Consider the following 17,373-nt stretch of genomic DNA (forward strand, 5'->3'; position numbering starts at 1 on the left):
GTGTTCAGTCTCGTTGGACGGGGCGGACGGGGAGGCCGGCCGCAGCCAGGTACTCCTTCACTTCGCGGATAGAGTAAGTCCCAAAGTGGAAAATGCTGGCAGCGAGGACCGCGTCAGCCTTGCCTTCGGTGAGCGCTTCAACCATGTGCTCCGGGCCACCCGCACCGCCGGAAGCGATCACGGGCACCTGCACGGCCTCGCTGATCGCGCGAAGCATGGCGTTGTCGTAACCCTTCAGGTGGCCGTCCGTGTCCATGCTCGTTACGAGTAACTCGCCGGCACCCCGCCCGGTGGCCTCCACGGCCCATTCCACCGCATCGAGACCGGCGGGATTCCGCCCCCCGTGCGTGTACACTTCCCACTTTCCCTGCTCGCCAGGCACCCGCCGGGCATCGATTGCGACGACCACGGCCTGGCTCCCGAACCGGTAGGCTCCCTCGTTGATGAGGTCGGGCTGCTGGATTGCGGAGGTGTTGATGCTGACTTTCTCGGCGCCCAGCTCAAGCATCACCTTCATGTCCACGACCGAACGGATACCACCGCCCACAGTGAAGGGGATGAACACCTGGTCCGCCGTCCGCTCGACCATGTCATACGTTGTCGAGCGGTTGTCGGAAGAGGCTGTGATGTCGAGGAAAACGAGTTCATCGGCGCCTTCCCGCTCATAGAGCCGCGCAAGCTCGACCGGGTCACCGGCGTCGCGCAGTTCGACGAAGGAAACTCCCTTCACGACTCGGCCATTGTCGACATCGAAACATGGAATGATCCGGCGGGTAAGCACACCTCGATTGTCGAGTGAGGGGCTGGCGATTGTCGAACCGCTCCGGGGGACGCCCGTGGAGCGTTCCCGTGGCTACGCGGTAGCTACTACTGCGTCGAGCGCTTCACCGAGGGTGAAAGAGCCTTCGTAGAGGGCCTTGCCAACGATTGAGCCCTCGCACCCGATGGCGGCGAGGCGGACCAGGTGGCTCACCTTTGAGACCCCGCCGGAGGCAACGACCGGGCACCCGAGTGCCGCCACCAGTTCCTCATAGGCGGCGTAGTTCGGCTCGGTCAGCATCCCGTCCCGGCCGATGTCGGTGAACATGATGCGCGGGACGCCGGCTGCGGCCATTTCCCTCGCGAGGTCGACCGCACGTACAGTGCTCGAACTGAGCCAGCCGTCTGTCTGGACCAGTCCCTCACGCGCATCGATGGAAACGACGATCGCACCAGGGAAGCGCTCGGTAGCCCTGCGAACGAGGACCGGGTCTTTCACGGCCGCGCTCCCTAGCTGCACGCGCGTGGCGCCATAGGCGAGAGCGGCTTCGACGTGATCGATTCGGCGCATGCCGCCCGACACCTCGACGGGCACCGCCACGGCTGTGCAAATCGCAGCCATCACTTCTGATTGGGACGGCGCGCCGGCTTTCGCCCCGTCGAGATCGACCACATGGATACGGGGCGCTCCCTGGCTCGCCCAACGGCGGGCGACGCTGACCGGGTCATCGGAGTAGGAGGTCTCCCGGGCGTAGTCGCCCTGGAGCAATCGGACGCAACGGCCTCCGCGCAGATCGATGGCGGGAATGACTTCGAAGGTCATGAAACGAGCGTAGCTGAGGGAAGTGGGACGGACTCACCGCTTCGTGCCCAGTCGACGAAATTCCTGTAGATCCGCAAGCCGTCGCGCCCGGATTTCTCCGGATGGAACTGCGTGGCCACCACGTAGCCACTGGCGAGCACGCTCGGGAAGACGACTCCGTATTCCGTCTCACCAAGCGCGAGGCCCGGTGCGTCGCTATGTGGGTAGTAGCTGTGGACGAAGTAGAAATAACTCCCGTTCGGCACCCCTTCGGTGATCGGATGCTCGCGGAGCCACTCGACCGTGTTCCAGCCCATGTGCGGCACTTTGAGGCCAGCCCCGGCCGGAAACAGGCGGGCATCGCCATCGAGCACACCGAGGCAGTCCTGGCCACCGCCTTCCTCGGAACGAAGCAGAAGCGCGTGGAGGCCCATGCAAACGCCAAGGAACGGCCGGTTCGCGGCGAGGTATTCCTTGATCGGCTCGACAAGGCGACGCTCGCCGAGCTTGAACATCGTGTCCGCGGCGGCGCCGACACCGGGCAGGACGACAGCGCCGGCGTTAAGGATGTCATCCGGGTCCGCGCTGACGACCGGATCGGCGCCGACGTGCGTGAGCGCACGGGCAACGCTGCGCAGGTTGCCTGCGTCGTAGTCCACGACAACGACAGGACCAGTATTCATCGTTGAATTGTCGATTGCCGGTTGTTGGTTGTCGATCCGGCGGTGAAGCGTCGAAGAGTCGGAAGCTCGGGCGCCACAGGTATACTTTCGGGCCATGCCCGAAGTCGCCGCACCGGAGACCCAGTACGAAGCCCGCCTGCGAAGCGAGGAGCTTCGCTCGATCATCAACTACCACAACCGGCTGTACTACCAACTCGACACCCCGGAAGTGCCGGACGCCGTTTACGACGGATTTATGAGCGAGCTGCGTGCGATCGAGCGGCAGTACCCGGAACTCATCACCCCGGATTCACCGACCCAGCGGACGGGGGCCGCTCCACTGACGACGTTCGAGACCGTCGAGCACAGGGTGCCATTGCTCTCACTTTCGAACTGCTTCAGTGAAGACGAACTGGCAGCATGGCACCGCCGGGCCTCGGAACGGCTGGAGAACGACAGCTTCGCGCTGACGACCGAGCCGAAGATCGATGGTCTCGCCATCTCGCTCGTTTACGAGCGGGGTCGCTTCGTGCAGGGGGCCACCCGGGGAGACGGCCGCAACGGAGAGAATGTGACCGAAAATCTGCGGTCGCTCGGCACGATTCCGAAGTCACTGGCTGGCACTTTCCCTCCGCAGTTCGAGGTCCGGGGAGAGGTGTATATGCCGAAGAGCGGATTCGAACGCATGAACCTGGCCATCAGCGAGGAGAACCTGGAGCGCGAGCGCGCCGGGCGCAAACCGCTCCCCCTTTACGCTAACCCGCGCAACGCCGCGGCAGGGTCGGTGCGCCAGAAGGACCCGTCCGTGACAGCTTCGCGGCCGCTGGCGATGTTCATCTACCAGCTCGGATGGTGCGAGGGCACGCGCCCTGAGAGCCACCACGAAACGCTCGAATGGCTCAGAGCGATGGGCTTCAACGTGAATCCGGAAACGCGGCTTCATGCGAACCTGCCTGAAACCCACGAGCGGATCGCCTGGTGGGAACGGGAACGCGAACGGCTGGACTACGACATCGATGGCGTTGTGCTGAAAATCGACGCGACGCGGGATTGGGACCGGCTCGGTTACGTCGGCCGGGAGCCCCGATGGGCCACGGCGTTCAAATTTCCGCCACAGCAGCGGACGACGAAGCTGCGTCAGATTGCCGTGAATGTCGGAAGGACGGGTGTGCTCACGCCATTCGCGGTGCTGGAACCGGTAGTCATCAGCGGGGCGACTATTTCGATGGCGACGCTCCACAACGAAGGTGACATCCGTCGCAAAGACATCCGCGAAGGCGACACCGTGATCGTTCAACGGGCGGGCGAGGTCATACCGCAAGTCGTCGGCCCGGTCCTCAGCCTGCGGACTGGAGGCGAGCACGAATTCGCGATGCCGGAGGAGTGCCCGTCTTGCCGTACAGCGGTATCCCGCGACCCCGCGGAGGCAGCTGTGTACTGCCCAAATCCGGTTTGTCCGGCGCAAGCCATTCGCATGATCGAGCACTTCGCCAGCCGAGGCGCAATGGACATCGAAGGGCTCGGGGAACGGATGGCGTACTCGCTCTTCCAGAGCGGGCTCGTGCGGGATGTCGCCGAGATCTACGACCTGACCGCCGAGAAGCTGATGACGCTGCCCGGGATCAAGGAGAAGGGCGCCGACAATCTGCTGCGTGGCATCGAGGCGAGCAAGGGGCGCCCGCTCGTCAACGTGCTGCTGGCACTCGGGATCCGACACGTCGGCTGGGAAACCGCAAGGCTGGTCGCCGATCACATCGGTACATTGGAAGGCATCCTCCAGGTCACGGAGGAAGCTCTCCAGGAGATCGAGGGGATTGGCCCGGTCGTAGCCGCCAGCATCGTCGCCTGGGCTGAGCGAACCCAGAACCAGGACCTCGTCCGGCGGCTCGTTGCGCATGGGGTGAACCCCGCACAAGAGCGCACGATGGCGCGCGGCGGGTTGCTTGAGGGCTTGACGATCGTTATCACGGGGCGGCTCGACACGATGTCTCGGAACGACGCCGAAGATCGGATTCGTGAGCTTGGCGGCAAAGTTGGCTCGTCAGTCACGCGGGGAACCAGTTACCTGGTCGTCGGCGCCGACGCCGGATCGAAGGCCGAAAAGGCCGAGAAGCTCGGGACGCGGCTGGTCACCGAGGATGAATTCCTCCGCCTCATCGAGGGCGGCGCGGGCGGGCTTGAACCTGCCTCAGGCGCTTAGGAAAAGGTCCCGTACAAACTCCAACCACAAAGTGAGGCAGATTCGCCGCCCGCGGTTATGGCGCGTATACTTGGGATGCTGCCGGCGGCAACGCGGGCGGCTTTGACGACGGCAGGTTTCCGCCCTTGGCGTTTCTCAATCCGCTTCACGGCCTGTTTGGCTTTCTTTCGCACGACATCGCGATTGACCTTGGCACCGCGAACACCCTCGTGATGGTTAAAGGGCGCGGGATCGTGATCGACGAGCCTTCGGTTGTTGCCATCGATAGGACCACCAAGAAGATCCTCGCCATCGGCGCGGAGGCGAAGCGCATGGTGGGGCGCACGCCAGCGAACATCATCGCGGTCCGGCCGCTCCGGGACGGGGTAATTTCAGACTTCGAAGTGACCGAGAAGATGCTGAGCTACTTCATTCGCGCCGTCCACGACCGGAGTTTCCTCGCGCAGCCACGAGTCGTTGTCGGCATACCCAGCGGTGTGACGGAAGTTGAGAAACGGGCCGTCCACGATGCCGCGCTGAACGCCGGCGCGCGCAGTTGTTTTCTCATCGAAGAACCGATGGCGGCGGCAATTGGTGCAGGCCTGCCCGTGATGGAGGCCGCCGGCTGCATGATCGTCGACATCGGTGGTGGGACAACGGAGGTGGCCGTCATCTCGCTCGGCGGCATGGTCGTCAGCACTTCCATCCGCGTAGCCGGGGACGAGATGGACCAGGACATCATCGCGTACGCGCGCCAGGTCCATAACCTCCTCATTGGTGAGCGCACTGCCGAGGAGATCAAGAAACTCGCCGGGTCGGCCGCGCCCCTGGACCCGGAAGAGACCATCGACATCCGTGGCCGCGACCTCGCCACGGGACTGCCGAAGGCCGTCGAGGTGAGCACAGTCGAGATCCGGGATGCTTTGGCCGGTTCGATCAGTGCCATAGTCGAAGCGGTCCGGTCGTCGATCGAAGTGACTCCGCCGGAACTGGTCAGTGACCTGATGGCGCACGGAATCGCGCTGGCCGGAGGCGGTGCAATGCTTCGGGGGCTGGACCGGCGGCTGAGCCAGGAGACCCGCTTCCCGGTGTACGTCGCTGAAGACCCGCTCCTCTGCGTCGTGCGGGGCGCGGGAGAAGTGCTCGAAGAAACGGAACTGCTGAACAAAGTGCAGTCACAACTGGCCTCGCGCCGGCCGGGCCGCTAGCATCGGGGGGCGCCCCGCGGTGATCACATGCTGATCTTCCAACGGTATCAATGGTGGGTAGCCTCGATGATCGGCCTCGCGCTGTTTCTTGCGCTGGCCGGCCAGGTGGGCGTGCTCAACCCGTTCCAGGGTGTATTCCTGCGCATCACATCGCCGGTGGAGAGCGTCCTCAACGGCGTGTTCCGGCCCGTGGCCTCGCTGCTTTCCGGCGCCGGGGAGGCCGGCAACCTCCGCGACGAAAACAACCGGCTCCGGCTCGAGAACGAAGCCCTCCGCAACCAGGTGGGCGAACTGCAGCAGAACGCGGAAGACATCAAGGGACTGCGCGACGCCTTGAACTTGACCCAGGGCGACCAGTCCGTGAAGTACGTCGCTGCGGACATCGTCCACCGGGACGCTTCGCCGTTTACCGATGTCGTCACCATCAACCGGGGTAGCGGTGACCAGATCCAGGTCGGGATGGTGGTCGTCTCGACGAAGGGAACACTCCTGGGCAAGGTCACGAAGGTCACGGCCACGAACTCGTTCGTGCGGCTCATTACGGACACGCAGAGCACCGTCAGCGCCGAGGTCCTGGGGACAGGAGCGGACGGGAGTGTGAAAGGCACACCGAACCGGGGGCTCTCGTTCGACCTTGCCCAGGGGGAGATCCAGGTCGGGGACCAGGTCGTCACCGCCGGTCTCGGCGGCGGCTTCCCGCGCGGACTTCCGATCGGGCGCGTCGCTTCGGTTTCGGGCACAAGCCAGGACCTCTACAAGAAAGTCACGGTCGAGCCTGGGGTCCGCATCGGCACTGCCGAGAACGTCCTCGTCCGCACCGACTTCATCCCGGAGTCGTTGGGGCTGGAGGACTGATGCCTCCGCGGAGCACAGGGTGAAGGCGATCATCGCCGTCGCCGGGACGGTATTCGCCGCCGTGTGGCAAGTAACCGTGGCCCCTCTCTTCCCGGTGTGGAACATTACCTTTGACTTCGTGCTGCTCGCTCTGGTGCTGGTTGCCGCGTTCGGAACGCCCCGACGTGCGATGGTGTGCATTCCGGTTGCAGCATTGGCCTATGGGTTTCTTGCCAACCGGGAACCTGGCCTGCTCGTCCTTGCCTACCTGCCGCTCCTTCCGCTTGGCCTGTACCTGGAGGAGACGCGCGTACCGTTGAATCATTTCGGGCGGACCGCGCTGGCGCTGGTCGCGACCGGCGCCTGGGCCCGCTTGCTCCTGGTGCTGGGAGCAGTCGTCGGAGGAGCATCAGCGAACGTGGGATTCGTCCTCTTCGGCGTGGTCCTGCCGGGGCTCTTCCTTGACCTTGCTTTACTGAGCATGGTTTACCTCCCGCTTCGTCTCCTAGGATGGAGTGGTCAGAGCATGTCGCTTTCGCGCGGCGGCTATTACTCCAGCCTATGAGTATCCTCGATGAAGGCCTCCGAAGCCCCGGCGGGACAAGCCGGAACCGGCCCCACGGCAACCTGGGGATGCTGCGGCTCGCGGTGCTGGCACTCTTTCTGATTCTCGCCATCCGCCTCGGCCAGATGCAGATCGTCGACGGTGCGAGCTACGCGAAACGCTCGGAACAGAACCACATCAACCAGAAGAACATCCTCCCGACGCGCGGGCTCATCACCGACCGGAACGGCGAAGCGCTGGTCCAGAACGTCGGCGTCTACTCGGCGAGCATTCTTCCGGAAGCCCTCCCGAACGACACGCAGTTCGAGAACTGGAAGGAGATGCGCTACCGGATCTACTTGAAGCTCGAACAGATCACCGGGACTTCGGCGCTCGAAATCCAGAGCCGGGTAGACGACGCCGAGAAGGCCGGGCAGGGTTACATCGCAATCAAGGCGGCTGACAACCTGACCAAACAGCAAGCGCTAGAACTCGACGAAGTGGCATCGGGAATGCCCGGCGGTTCGCTGGCGATAACACCCGGACGCCAATACATCGCCGGGGAGGAGTTCAGCCACATCCTGGGCTACATCGGCCCGCAGTTTGCCGAGGACGCGGCGAAGCTCGAAGGCCAGGGTTATGAGTTCAACGAACCCATAGGCAAGGACGGGATCGAGGCGCGGTACGAGTCGGACTTACGAGGCACGGTCGGCTATAGCGCGGTAGAGCAGGACGCTTACGGGCACCAGATCAGCGCCCTGCAATCAAAAGACCCGGTGCCGGGGAACAGCCTCAAACTGGCCATCGACGCCGGCCTGCAGCGGTACACAGCGGAGTTGCTGGAAGACACCCTGCCGACCTCGGACTGGGGGACATCGCAAGTGGCGGCCGCCGTGGTGATGGACCCGAACACGGGAGAAGTCCTCGCCCTCGTCTCGATACCGACCTACGACAACAACATCTGGGCGGAGAGCAAGATCCGCTCGGAAGAACTCCGGGCGCTGGCCAATGACTCGGCTACCTATGCCCTCACGAACAAGGCCTTGAGTTCGGCGGCTCCCGGATCGACGTTCAAAATTGTGACCTCGGCCGCCGGACTCGAAGAGGGCAGCATCACACCGGCGACCAGCCGCTACGTGGGCTGCGAGCTCGAAGTGAAGGGCGTGAACAACGAGCTCTACAAGTACAAGGACTGGCGCTGCCACAACATGGTGATGGACGTCCGCACAGCGCTCGCATGGTCGTCCAACGTCTTCATGTTCCTCACTGCCGGCGGCGACCTGACGACAACACGCGGCCTGGGCGACGATATCGAGGAGTCCGGTGCGATCCTGGCGGCCTGGGCGCGGAGATTCGGCTTCGGCAAGACGACCGGGATCGACCTCTATGGAGAAGACCCGGGTCGCATTCCGGATCCGGCGTGGAAGAAACGCACGTACGTCGGCCCCGGATACAACGCAGGCGACCGCGAGTGGCTCCTGGGTGACAACTACAACACGGCCATCGGGCAAGGCGACGTCCTGGCGACCCCGCTCCAGGTAGCGCGGATGACCGCGGCCATCGCCAACGGCGGCAAGCTCGTGACCCCGCACATCGTCACTGAGGTTATTTCACCCGACGGGGAGGTCGTCCGGAAGATCGAACCGGAGTTCCAGGATGTCGGACTTGCGCAGTCCACGGTTCGGGTAATCCGTGAGGGTATGCTCGGCTCCGTCGCATACGGCGCCGGTGCTTTGGCGCAAATCCCCAACGCCAGCGTCGCGGGGAAGACCGGCACCGCGGAGTTCTACGATCCGAAGTCAGACAAGTGGACTCAACACGCGTGGTTCACGGGCTTCGCGCCGTATGACAAGCCGGAAGTCGTCGTGACGGTGTACTTCGACATCGGCACCGGCGGCACACATGCCGCCCCGGTAGCGGCGAAGATCCTCCAGTACTACTTCGAGAACGTGGCCCGATGAGCAGCGTCACGTACGGCGGGTACGGGGGCAACACGCGTTCGACTGCGAGCGTTTGGCGCGGATGGGACCGCTTTGACTACGTGATGGCTTTGGCCGCCCTGGCCCTGGTGGCCATCGGGCTGGTGCTCATCTACAGCGGTTCACTCTCGCTGTACAACGGCCCCCTGGCCAGCTTCTCCAGCCCGGTGTTCAAGCAAGTGGTGTTCGCCTGCGCGGGGATCGCCGCGATGCTCATCGTGTCCAAAATCGACTATCACTACCTGACCCACTACGCATGGGCGCTGTATGGCCTCAGCATCGTCTCTCTCGTCGCGATCCTCGTGATCGGACAGTCAGCCTACGGGTCGACGCGCTGGTTCGACCTCGGACCGGTGCAGATCCAGCCCTCGGAGTTCGCCAAGCTTGCGACGATCCTCGCCCTCGCGCGCTACTTCAGCGAGCACGGCGGCGACGCCAAGGACGTCCGGACGCTCCTCATTTCCCTGGTGATCGTGGCCCCGGTCTCCGCGCTGGTCTTCATCCAGCCGGACCTGGGCACCAGCATCGTGTTCTTCGCCATCTGGATCGGGATTGTGGTAGTCGCCGGGGCGAACCGGAGCCACCTCCTGGTGATGGCTGCGATCTTCCTCGCGATCTTGCCGTTCCTCTGGACGTTTGCGATCGCGGAGTACCAGGTGGACCGCGTTGCCGTCCTTGTGGACTCCGAAGAGGATCCCCTCGGCGACGGATACAATGTGAACCAGTCGAAGATCGCCGTCGGGTCCGGCCAGCTGTTCGGCAAGGGGTTCACCAATGGAGACCAGACTCAGCTCGGCTACCTGAAAGTTGCGACCAAGGACTTCATTTTCAGCCTGCTGAGCGAGGAGTTTGGGTTCGTCGGATGCATGGTGGTGATGGGGCTGTTCATCCTCTTGCTGATGCGGGGCGTGCGCGCCGCGCAAATCGCGGGTGACACTGCGGGCCAGCTCGTCGCGGTGGGAATAGTTATGTTGATTCTGATGCAGACCTTCATCAACATCGCGGTGAATGTGAGCATCTTTCCGGTCACGGGGATCCCCCTGCCGTTCATCAGCCAGGGCGGTTCGTCACTGGTGAGCATCTTCATCTCACTTGGCATCTTGCAAAGCATCGTGATGCGGCATCGAGCCTACCGGCAGACGTAGGTGCCAGGGCGGCGTCCTCCCCGGTCGGCCAACTGGGCGGACCGGACTATGCTGCACAAACATGGACGTTTTGGCGGTCCTCGGCCGGCGGTTCCTCGCTCTCGGCGACTCGTACACGATCGGAGAGGCCGTTGGCGAGACAGATCGGTGGCCGGCACAGCTGGCCCGGCTGCTAGGTCGCGAGGGTTTTGCGTTGGCGAGCACTGAAATCATCGCCTCGACCGGATGGACGACCGGCGAACTCGCGCAAGGCATCAGGCTTGCGGGACCGAGAGGGCCGTTCGCCCTGGTCTCCCTGCTGATCGGCGTGAACAACCAGTACCGCGGCCGCCCAATCGATGAATACCGCGCGGAGCTGCGTGAGCTGCTCGTGACAGCAGTCGACCTGGCGGGTGGCGCCGCGCGAAATGTCGTCGTGCTTTCGATCCCGGATTGGGGCGTCACGCCCTTCGCGGAAGGGCGCGAACGAGCCGGGATCGCACGGGACATCGACTCCTTCAATGAGGTGAACCGTGATGAGGCTGCCCGGGTGGACGCGCGGTACGTAGATGTGACGCAGGCTTCCAGACGGGCATTCTCCGAACCCGAACTGATCGCCGGAGACGGGCTCCATCCCTCAGCAGCGATGTATGCCCGCTGGGCCGAGCTCGTGCTTCCCGAAGCGAAAGCGGCGATGACAACGGGTTAGGGGCATCACCCCCGGGCGGCGATGTACTCCACGGTGCGCCGGTACTGGTCCTCCTGGATGTGACCGGCCGACATGAGGTAATTCGCGATCTGTTCGAGGGTCAAGATCGCCACGAGGTTGATTCCGGCGTTCTTGAGTGCCTGGCGTCCGCCTTCCTGGCGATCGATCAGTGTTACGGCATCGCGGACGACGAGGCCAGCCTCGCTCAGGGTCGCGGCCGTCTGGAGGATGCTCCCGCCGCCGGTGATGAGGTCATCGATGATGAGGCAGCTCTGCCCGCGCACGTAGATGCCTTCAATGACATCGGCCTTGTCGGTCGCTGGCGGATGGATGTAGATCATCGGGGTGTTCACGCCGAGCGAGAAGGCCGTAGCGACGTGGAGGCCGCCGAATGGGACACCGGCGACGAGCGTGAAAGGCTGGACGTGCGGGTTCCGCATCGACATCAGCGCTTCAAGTTCTTCCTTGATGATCTTCGCGCAGCGGGCGAGTGCCCTCGGGTTGCTGATGAGGCGGCGCAGGTTGACGTAGATGGGTGAGTGGACGGCAGTGCGCCCGAGAGTGAAATCGCCGAAGCCGATGGCGTCGAGCTTCCAGAGTTCTTCGGCAAGCCAGAGGTTGCCGGCCGGTTTTGATGACTTGGTCAAGTGATACCCCGGGACTTTCGGACGCGAGCGCGTGAAGAAGCGCGGATCGTCTGAACCTTTTTCTTGTCTACCGCGTTATGTGTCAAGTTTCCCCCGCAGAAAGGGGCGCGGCGCCCGAGATCCGGCGGAGATTCACTGGTAACTCAGTTCACCGGGTTGATCGGCGCTTGTCCCGCGAGCACCGCGATGATATTGGCGGCAGCCATCTCTGCCATTTTCGCACGTGTCGCCAGGCTGGCGCTGGCGATGTGCGGGGTGATGATGACGTTCGAGAACGTGTAGAGCGGGTCTTCGAGCGGGAGCGGTTCCGGATCGGTGACATCCAGGGCAGCACCCCCAATGACCCCGTCGCGGAGCGCCGCGATGAGCGCACCCTGATCGACGACCTGGCCGCGCGCGGTATTCACAAGGATCGCCGACGTCTTCATGAGCCGGAGTTCCCGGGCGCCGATCATCCCACGAGTCGAGCCGTTGAGCGGCACGTGGAGCGAGACGAAGTCGCTCTGTGCCAACAACTCACCGATTTCCACGAACCGGCAGCCGAAGCGCGCCTCGGCTTCGGGCTTTCGCGTCCGGCTGGTGTAAACGACACGCATCCGGAATCCCAGCGCTCGCCGCGCCATCGCCTCGCCGATTTCGCCCAGCCCGACGATCCCAAGCGTCGCTCCGAAAACATCCTGGCCGAGAAAGCCTGTCGGCGACCAGGTGGTCCAACCGCCGGCACGGGTATCGCGATCGCTGGCGACGACGTTTCGGGCTGCCGCCATCAACAGAGCGAAAGCCATGTCGGCTGTCGTCTCCGCGAGGACTCCCGGAGTGTTCGTGACGCGAACGCCTCGCTTCGCGGCTTCGGCCGGGTCGATGTTGTCGTATCCCACGGCCATGTTGGCGAGGACCTTAAGGCGCGGGGCCGTATCAAGCATCGAAGGTGTCACCCGGTCGACGACCATGGTCATCGCGGCATCCGCGGCCGCGAGCCTGGCAGCCAGCACATCCGGAGGGGGAGGGCCAGCTTCGGGCCAGACCTCGACTTCGTGTCCCGCCTCACGCAGCGTCTCAACGGCGGTTCCGGGAATAACCCTGGTGATGAAGACCTGTCCCATGGCCGCACAGTCTCATCGTGGTGGCTCGAACGTTCCAGTGGCCGGTGTAAGGTGATCGCAGCACCCGGACTGGAGCGATTTTCCGAATGACCACACCCGTCGCGCCGCACGTTTCTCCTTCCGAATCCGTCCTTCAGTCGGTTTACGAGGCAGCGGGACGGCTGCGGACGAGCCCTGAGGTGGTGGACCTCCTGAGGACGTCCTGGCGGGAAGTGCGAGCACAGATACCGGTGCGGATGGAGAGCAAGCGGCTCCAGATCTTCGAGGGCTACCGCGTGCAACACAACGGCGCGCGCGGTCCATACAAGGGCGGCGTGCGGTTCCATCCGAAGGCGGACCTCGACGAGGTTCGGGCGCTGGCCATGCTGATGACCTACAAGTGTGCGCTCATGGATCTCCCCTTCGGAGGGGCCAAGGGCGGGGTGATGTGTGACCCCCTGCACATGAGCGAAACCGAACTGAACCGCCTGACACGCTCCTACACGCAGCACATCGGGATGATCCTCGGGATCAGCCGGGACATACCAGCGCCCGACATGGGCACCAATGCCCAAACAATGGCATGGATGATGGACGCCTACGGCCAGAAGTATGGCTACACACCCGGCATCGTCACCGGTAAACCGGTGGAACTCGGGGGCAGCCACGGCAGGGACCAGGCGACCGGGCGGGGGGTGGCCGTTTGCATGCGCGAGTATGCCGCGATCGAAAAGGCGAACCCCCGGGACCTGAAGGTGGTCGTCCAGGGTTACGGAAACGTTGGTTCATGGACGGCTCGCCTGGCTTCCGAGATGGGGTTCACCGTGGTCGCCGTGAGCGACATCAAGGGCGGCATCTGCAACATGGAAGGTCTGGATATCGCCGCCCTCGACCGGTGGTTCAGCGTAGCGGGTAGCGTGACCGGCTTCGAACCGGCGGAACCGGTGACGAACGAACAACTGCTAGAGATTCCATGCGACTACCTTGTCCCGGCGGCGTTGGGCGAGGTGATCACCGGCGAGAACGCCGCGAACATCCGGGCTCGGGTAGTCGTCGAGGCGGCAAACCACCCCGTGACGCCCAGTGGGGACGAAGTGCTGGCGAAGCGCAAGATCCCGGTACTGCCAGACGTGCTGGTGAACGCGGGCGGTGTGACCGTCTCGTACTTCGAATGGACGCAGAACATCCAGCAGTTCCGTTGGCCGCTGGAGACAGTGATCACGGAACTTGAGAAGCGGATGGTCGCGACGTTCCACGAACTGATGGGGCGTTCGGCACGGGACGGGACCAGTCCGCGGCAGGCGGCCTTTGACATCTCTGTCGAGCGCGTGGCGAAAGCGATCCTGCTTCGCGGGTTCGTTTAGTTCGACGCAGCCGGTTGGATTGGTGAATGGTGCGTCATCCGATTAGGATCGTCCGGAATGATCTCGAACTGGTTCCAGGACACGTTCCAGTCCCTGCGCAATCCTCGCTACCGCACGCTTTGGATGGGCACCACGGTGGCCTTCCTCGCGTTCATGATGTCGAGCATCGTCCAGTCGATCGTGGCTTTCGACCTGACCGGCAAGAACGGTGCGGTGGGGATGGTTGCCCTGGGCCAGGGCCTCGCCACCATCGTCATCTCGCCGTTCGGGGGCGTCATCGCTGACCGCGTCTCCAAGCGAAAGCTCGTTCTCATCGGCCAAACGATCATTGGCCTGAACTTCCTGGTCGTCGGAATTCTGGTGGTGACCGACGCCATCACGATCTTGACTCTGGCCTCCTCGACATTCGTGATGGGGGCGGTCTTCTCATTTATCGGACCTGCCCGGCAAGCGTGGATCGGGGAGCTCGTGAGCGGTGACGAGATGGGCAACGCCATCGCCATGCAGCAGGTGGGAATGACGCTGACGCGCGTCATCGGTCCGCTCCTGACCGCGGCACTCGTGGCGGTAGCGGTGATCGGCACAGGTGGGGCATACCTCTTCATGAGCGGGATGTTCGGGTATGTGATCTTCACGCTGACCCAGTTGCCCGGGACGAAACCACGCCCGGCGGGCGGCAAGTCGATCCTCGGCGACCTGCGGCTCGGACTCAGCCACATCGCCAGCAGGCCAAGGCTCGCGTTGCTGGTGCCGCTCTTCATGGGCGTGATCATGTTTGGCTTCTCCTACCAGGTTGTCCTGCCGGGATTGTTGGAGAACGAGCTCGGTCGCGACGCCAAAGATATGGGTCTGCTGTTCTTCGCCGGGGCGCTCTCCGGGCTCGTGGTGACGCTCGGGGTCGCGAGCAAGGCAAACGGCCCGAACGCGTGGCGGATGATGTTCGGCGGGGCGCTCGTGCTCGGTGTATCGCTGGGGGTCACCGCACTCTCCGCCACGTTCTGGCAGGCGATGGTGATGATGTTCATCGCGGGGGCCGGTTCGAGCGCGTTCCAGTTGCTGAACAACTCGCTCATCATGCAGTACGCCGACCAAGCGTATTACGGCCGAGTGATGTCGTTGACGATGATGGCTTGGGGGATGAACGGGCTCGTGGGATTCCCCATCGGCCTCGCCGCCGACCGCTTCGGCGAACGGGAGACGATCTTCGTACTGGCGCTGCTGGTCATCCTGGTGACGACCGCGGCGATCATGATTCATGTATCCTTGAACCGCAGGTTTGCGAGCCGGCCGGCGCCTTTGCCGACGCTCGCCGGCGGCGACTGAACTCCAGCCAGGGGAACTGCCCTCAGCCATGGGACGAGAAGAAATCGCAGCGCTCATCGCTATCCTCACCGCCCAGAACGAGGGCGGTTCCTCGAGTCCGGTGCGCGGCACCTGGTCGATTCACTTCGACAAGCAACGCGCCGCCTTCACCTTCGATAAGTGCGAGAACGCGGGCTATTGCGAGGAGCGACCGGCGGTCATCGCGCTGGATGGCAGCGTACTCGACCCCGGCGGGCCACTGTTCGGCTAGAGTGCGGGCGCTCGAAACAGCGCGGCCAGGCGCTGCCAGGTTTCGACGTCCGGAGCGAGAAGCAACCCACCGCTGTGAACCAGAGCTGAATACGGTGCACCGTTGAGAAGGGCGGCAGACCCTCCTGCTTCCTGGTACACCAGGACGCCTGGCGCATGGTCCCAGGGCATGAGCCGGTAGTAGAGAGCGACGTCGAGTTCTCCCCTGGCGAGCTGCGTGTAGGTCATCGCCGCGCAATGTGAACTCGGACGAATATCGAACAGGGGCCTCGTCGCCTCGATGTGCTCCTTGTGGAGCGGCGGAAAGAATTTCGTGTTGAGCGAGACCCGGAGCGGCCTTGCCGCCGGCCCAGCTTCAACGTGCGTGCCATCGAGCCAGGCGCCAGAGCCCCGTTCCGCGACCAGACAGCCACCTGCGACCGGCAGATAGATCCAGGCAGCAACAGTCGTCCCCTGGCGGACCAGGCACACCATCGTCCCAAAGACGGGCGAGCCAGCCGCGAAGTTCGCGGTGCCATCGAGCGGGTCGACCACCCAGACTGGAGCCTCTCCGCTGAGCAAATCGAGCAGAGAAGGATTAGCAGAAGAAGCCTCCTCCCCCACGACGACGGAGCCGGGAAGGAGCGCGACCAGCCCATCGGCGAGCCGGCGCTCCATGGCTTCGTCCGCGGCCGTGACGAGTTCCCCTGGCGACTTTTCGCGCACCTCGCCTTCGGACAGGTTGCGAAAGCGTGGGAGGACCTCTGTCTCCGCGGCTTCCCGCAACAGGTTGCTTACGTTGTCAGGTTGGAGGAGTGCCACCACCCGAGGGTAGGCCAACACCCGCCAATGAGAGATGGATATTCCGGGGAACCACTTTTTTCGCCGCGAGGTCTCCAGTTATGCGGAGTGGTTGCCGATACTGAAGGCGGAGTACTAGCGACTTATGGCATCGAAGGCCGCCGCAATCGCCGAACGCAAGCGCGTCTTGCGTATTCTGATCATCGATTCAGACCTCGATGATGTGCGGCGCGTGCGTGAACACCTGGCTGCGGGCGGCGACTTCGTGACGCATGCTGCGCGCACCGTGGACGAAGCGCGCACCCTGCTCGACGGCGGTCTGTTCGACGTCGCACTCGTAGACTCGGGGATCTGGACGAGCCAGGGCAGCGACCTCGCGAGGCACCTGCGGGAGCGCCGGAACGACGTGGCGGTCGTGCTCCTTACCAGTGACGAAAACGAGCGCGATGCACTGCCGGCATTGAAGCTGGGAGCGCACGACTTCATCAGCAAGTCGCACCTCGAAGAGGGCGGGCAACTGATCCTCCGGATCGAAGGCGCCTACGACGAAAACCGGAGCCTGCGCCGCCGCGATACGATGGTGCGGTGGCTTGAGCGAGAGGCCCGAACGGACCACCTGACCGGGCTTTACAACCGCCACGCTTTCGATGAACGGCTGCGCGAGGCGTGCCAGAAGGCACGAGAGGAACGACGCCCGGTGACGCTCGTGATGGTCGACATTTGCGGGACCCGCATCGTCAATGAGGTTCACGGACACGATATCGGCGACGACATGATTCGAAGGGCGGCACTCGGCATAGCGCGCTGCATCCGCGGGGCGGACACGGCGGCCCGGATCGGCGGCGACGACTTCGGTATCATCATCCCGGATGGCGACCTGGCGCTCGGACGACTCATCGCCCGGCGGATCGCCCAGGAAATCGAACGTCTCAATTCCAGCGAGTGGCTCGACCAGGTGCCGGTCACGCTCACGCTCGGCGTCGCCAGCGGCGTCAGTTGCGAACCCGGTGAGCTCTTCGCCGCCGCGGACCAGCAGTTGAGCGACCACAAGACGGTCAGGCCGATGATCTCCGTGCTTCGAATGCACGAGGAGTCGAACGGGCCGTTTGTGGCCTAGGGGAAACAGGA

The 17,373-nt window shown here is 63.9% G+C and carries 17 protein-coding genes; 11 read left to right on the top strand and 6 right to left on the bottom strand.

What is annotated here, in order from left to right:
* Positions 1–4: 4 nt before the first annotated feature.
* The 3 genes from hisF to hisH form a co-directional block, all read right to left on the bottom strand.
* Positions 5–781, bottom strand: coding sequence for an imidazole glycerol phosphate synthase subunit HisF (hisF, locus tag IPG14_RS04030; RefSeq protein WP_343385285.1), 777 nt, complete (start codon positions 779–781; stop codon positions 5–7).
* A 72-nt stretch (positions 782–853) separates the two neighbouring features.
* Positions 854–1,582 carry a 1-(5-phosphoribosyl)-5-[(5-phosphoribosylamino)methylideneamino]imidazole-4-carboxamide isomerase gene (hisA, locus tag IPG14_RS04035; protein ID WP_343385286.1) on the bottom strand — a complete coding sequence of 243 codons (729 nt, stop codon included), beginning with the start codon at positions 1,580–1,582 and terminating at the stop codon, positions 854–856.
* A complete protein-coding gene (gene hisH / locus IPG14_RS04040; protein ID WP_343385287.1) occupies positions 1,579–2,244 on the bottom strand; it encodes an imidazole glycerol phosphate synthase subunit HisH in 666 nt (221 codons plus the stop codon). The genes hisA and hisH overlap by 4 nt, the downstream gene beginning before the upstream one ends.
* 94 nt (positions 2,245–2,338) lie before the next feature.
* On the opposite strand from hisH, the gene ligA reads away from it, so the two are divergent.
* From ligA to IPG14_RS04075, 7 genes are all read left to right on the top strand, one after another.
* Positions 2,339–4,423, top strand: coding sequence for an NAD-dependent DNA ligase LigA (ligA, locus tag IPG14_RS04045; RefSeq protein WP_343390962.1), 2,085 nt, complete (start codon positions 2,339–2,341; stop codon positions 4,421–4,423).
* Between the two features lie 125 nt (positions 4,424–4,548).
* Positions 4,549–5,610 carry a rod shape-determining protein gene (locus tag IPG14_RS04050; protein WP_343385289.1) on the top strand — a complete coding sequence of 354 codons (1,062 nt, stop codon included), beginning with the start codon at positions 4,549–4,551 and terminating at the stop codon, positions 5,608–5,610.
* 27 nt (positions 5,611–5,637) lie between these two features.
* The gene (gene mreC / locus IPG14_RS04055; protein ID WP_343390963.1) at positions 5,638–6,465 is read left to right on the top strand and encodes a rod shape-determining protein MreC; all 828 of its coding nucleotides are present in this window, start codon (positions 5,638–5,640) and stop codon (positions 6,463–6,465) included.
* Positions 6,466–6,484: 19 nt separating this feature from the next.
* Positions 6,485–7,009 carry a hypothetical protein gene (locus IPG14_RS04060; protein WP_343385291.1) on the top strand — a complete coding sequence of 175 codons (525 nt, stop codon included), beginning with the start codon at positions 6,485–6,487 and terminating at the stop codon, positions 7,007–7,009.
* Positions 7,006–8,949 carry a penicillin-binding protein 2 gene (gene mrdA, locus IPG14_RS04065; RefSeq protein ID WP_343390964.1) on the top strand — a complete coding sequence of 648 codons (1,944 nt, stop codon included), beginning with the start codon at positions 7,006–7,008 and terminating at the stop codon, positions 8,947–8,949. Before IPG14_RS04060 ends, mrdA begins: the two co-directional genes overlap by 4 nt.
* On the top strand, positions 8,946–10,112 hold the full coding sequence (gene rodA / locus IPG14_RS04070) for a rod shape-determining protein RodA (protein WP_343385293.1): 1,167 nt from the start codon (positions 8,946–8,948) through the stop codon (positions 10,110–10,112). The genes mrdA and rodA overlap by 4 nt, the downstream gene beginning before the upstream one ends.
* Positions 10,113–10,173: 61 nt before the next feature.
* The gene (locus IPG14_RS04075) at positions 10,174–10,800 is read left to right on the top strand and encodes an SGNH/GDSL hydrolase family protein (RefSeq protein WP_343390965.1); all 627 of its coding nucleotides are present in this window, start codon (positions 10,174–10,176) and stop codon (positions 10,798–10,800) included.
* 5 nt (positions 10,801–10,805) lie between these two features.
* Here the strand turns inward: IPG14_RS04075 and IPG14_RS04080 are convergent, their stop codons facing one another.
* Both IPG14_RS04080 and IPG14_RS04085 read right to left on the bottom strand, forming a co-directional pair.
* Positions 10,806–11,447 carry a phosphoribosyltransferase gene (locus IPG14_RS04080; RefSeq protein WP_343385295.1) on the bottom strand — a complete coding sequence of 214 codons (642 nt, stop codon included), beginning with the start codon at positions 11,445–11,447 and terminating at the stop codon, positions 10,806–10,808.
* Positions 11,448–11,590: 143 nt separating this feature from the next.
* Positions 11,591–12,550: a D-glycerate dehydrogenase gene (locus IPG14_RS04085; protein WP_343388198.1), complete on the bottom strand. Its 960-nt coding sequence runs from the start codon at positions 12,548–12,550 to the stop codon at positions 11,591–11,593.
* 86 nt (positions 12,551–12,636) lie between these two features.
* Between IPG14_RS04085 and IPG14_RS04090 the strand changes: the two genes are divergently transcribed.
* The 3 genes from IPG14_RS04090 to IPG14_RS04100 are packed head-to-tail and all read left to right on the top strand — an operon-like array spanning position 12,637 to position 15,466.
* Positions 12,637–13,893: a Glu/Leu/Phe/Val dehydrogenase dimerization domain-containing protein gene (locus tag IPG14_RS04090; protein WP_343385297.1), complete on the top strand. Its 1,257-nt coding sequence runs from the start codon at positions 12,637–12,639 to the stop codon at positions 13,891–13,893.
* Positions 13,894–13,950: 57 nt separating this feature from the next.
* Positions 13,951–15,216, top strand: a complete 1,266-nt coding sequence (locus IPG14_RS04095) for an MFS transporter (RefSeq protein WP_343390966.1) — start codon at positions 13,951–13,953, stop codon at positions 15,214–15,216.
* A 28-nt stretch (positions 15,217–15,244) separates the two neighbouring features.
* Complete coding sequence (locus IPG14_RS04100; protein WP_343385299.1) at positions 15,245–15,466, top strand: hypothetical protein; 222 nt, start codon at positions 15,245–15,247, stop codon at positions 15,464–15,466.
* Here IPG14_RS04100 and IPG14_RS04105 read toward each other — a convergent pair.
* Entirely contained in the window at positions 15,463–16,266 is an 804-nt protein-coding gene (locus tag IPG14_RS04105; RefSeq protein WP_343390967.1) for an inositol monophosphatase family protein, read from the bottom strand. The two genes, IPG14_RS04100 and IPG14_RS04105, sit on opposite strands and share 4 nt — an antisense overlap.
* Positions 16,267–16,390: 124 nt before the next feature.
* Between IPG14_RS04105 and IPG14_RS04110 the strand changes: the two genes are divergently transcribed.
* Complete coding sequence (locus IPG14_RS04110) at positions 16,391–17,362, top strand: diguanylate cyclase (RefSeq protein ID WP_343390968.1); 972 nt, start codon at positions 16,391–16,393, stop codon at positions 17,360–17,362.
* The last annotated feature ends 11 nt before the right edge of the window (positions 17,363–17,373 follow it).

Origin of the sequence: Candidatus Amarobacter glycogenicus, from assembly GCF_016704105.1 — a bacterium.
Lineage (GTDB): Bacteria > Chloroflexota > Dehalococcoidia > Tepidiformales > Tepidiformaceae > Amarobacter > Amarobacter glycogenicus.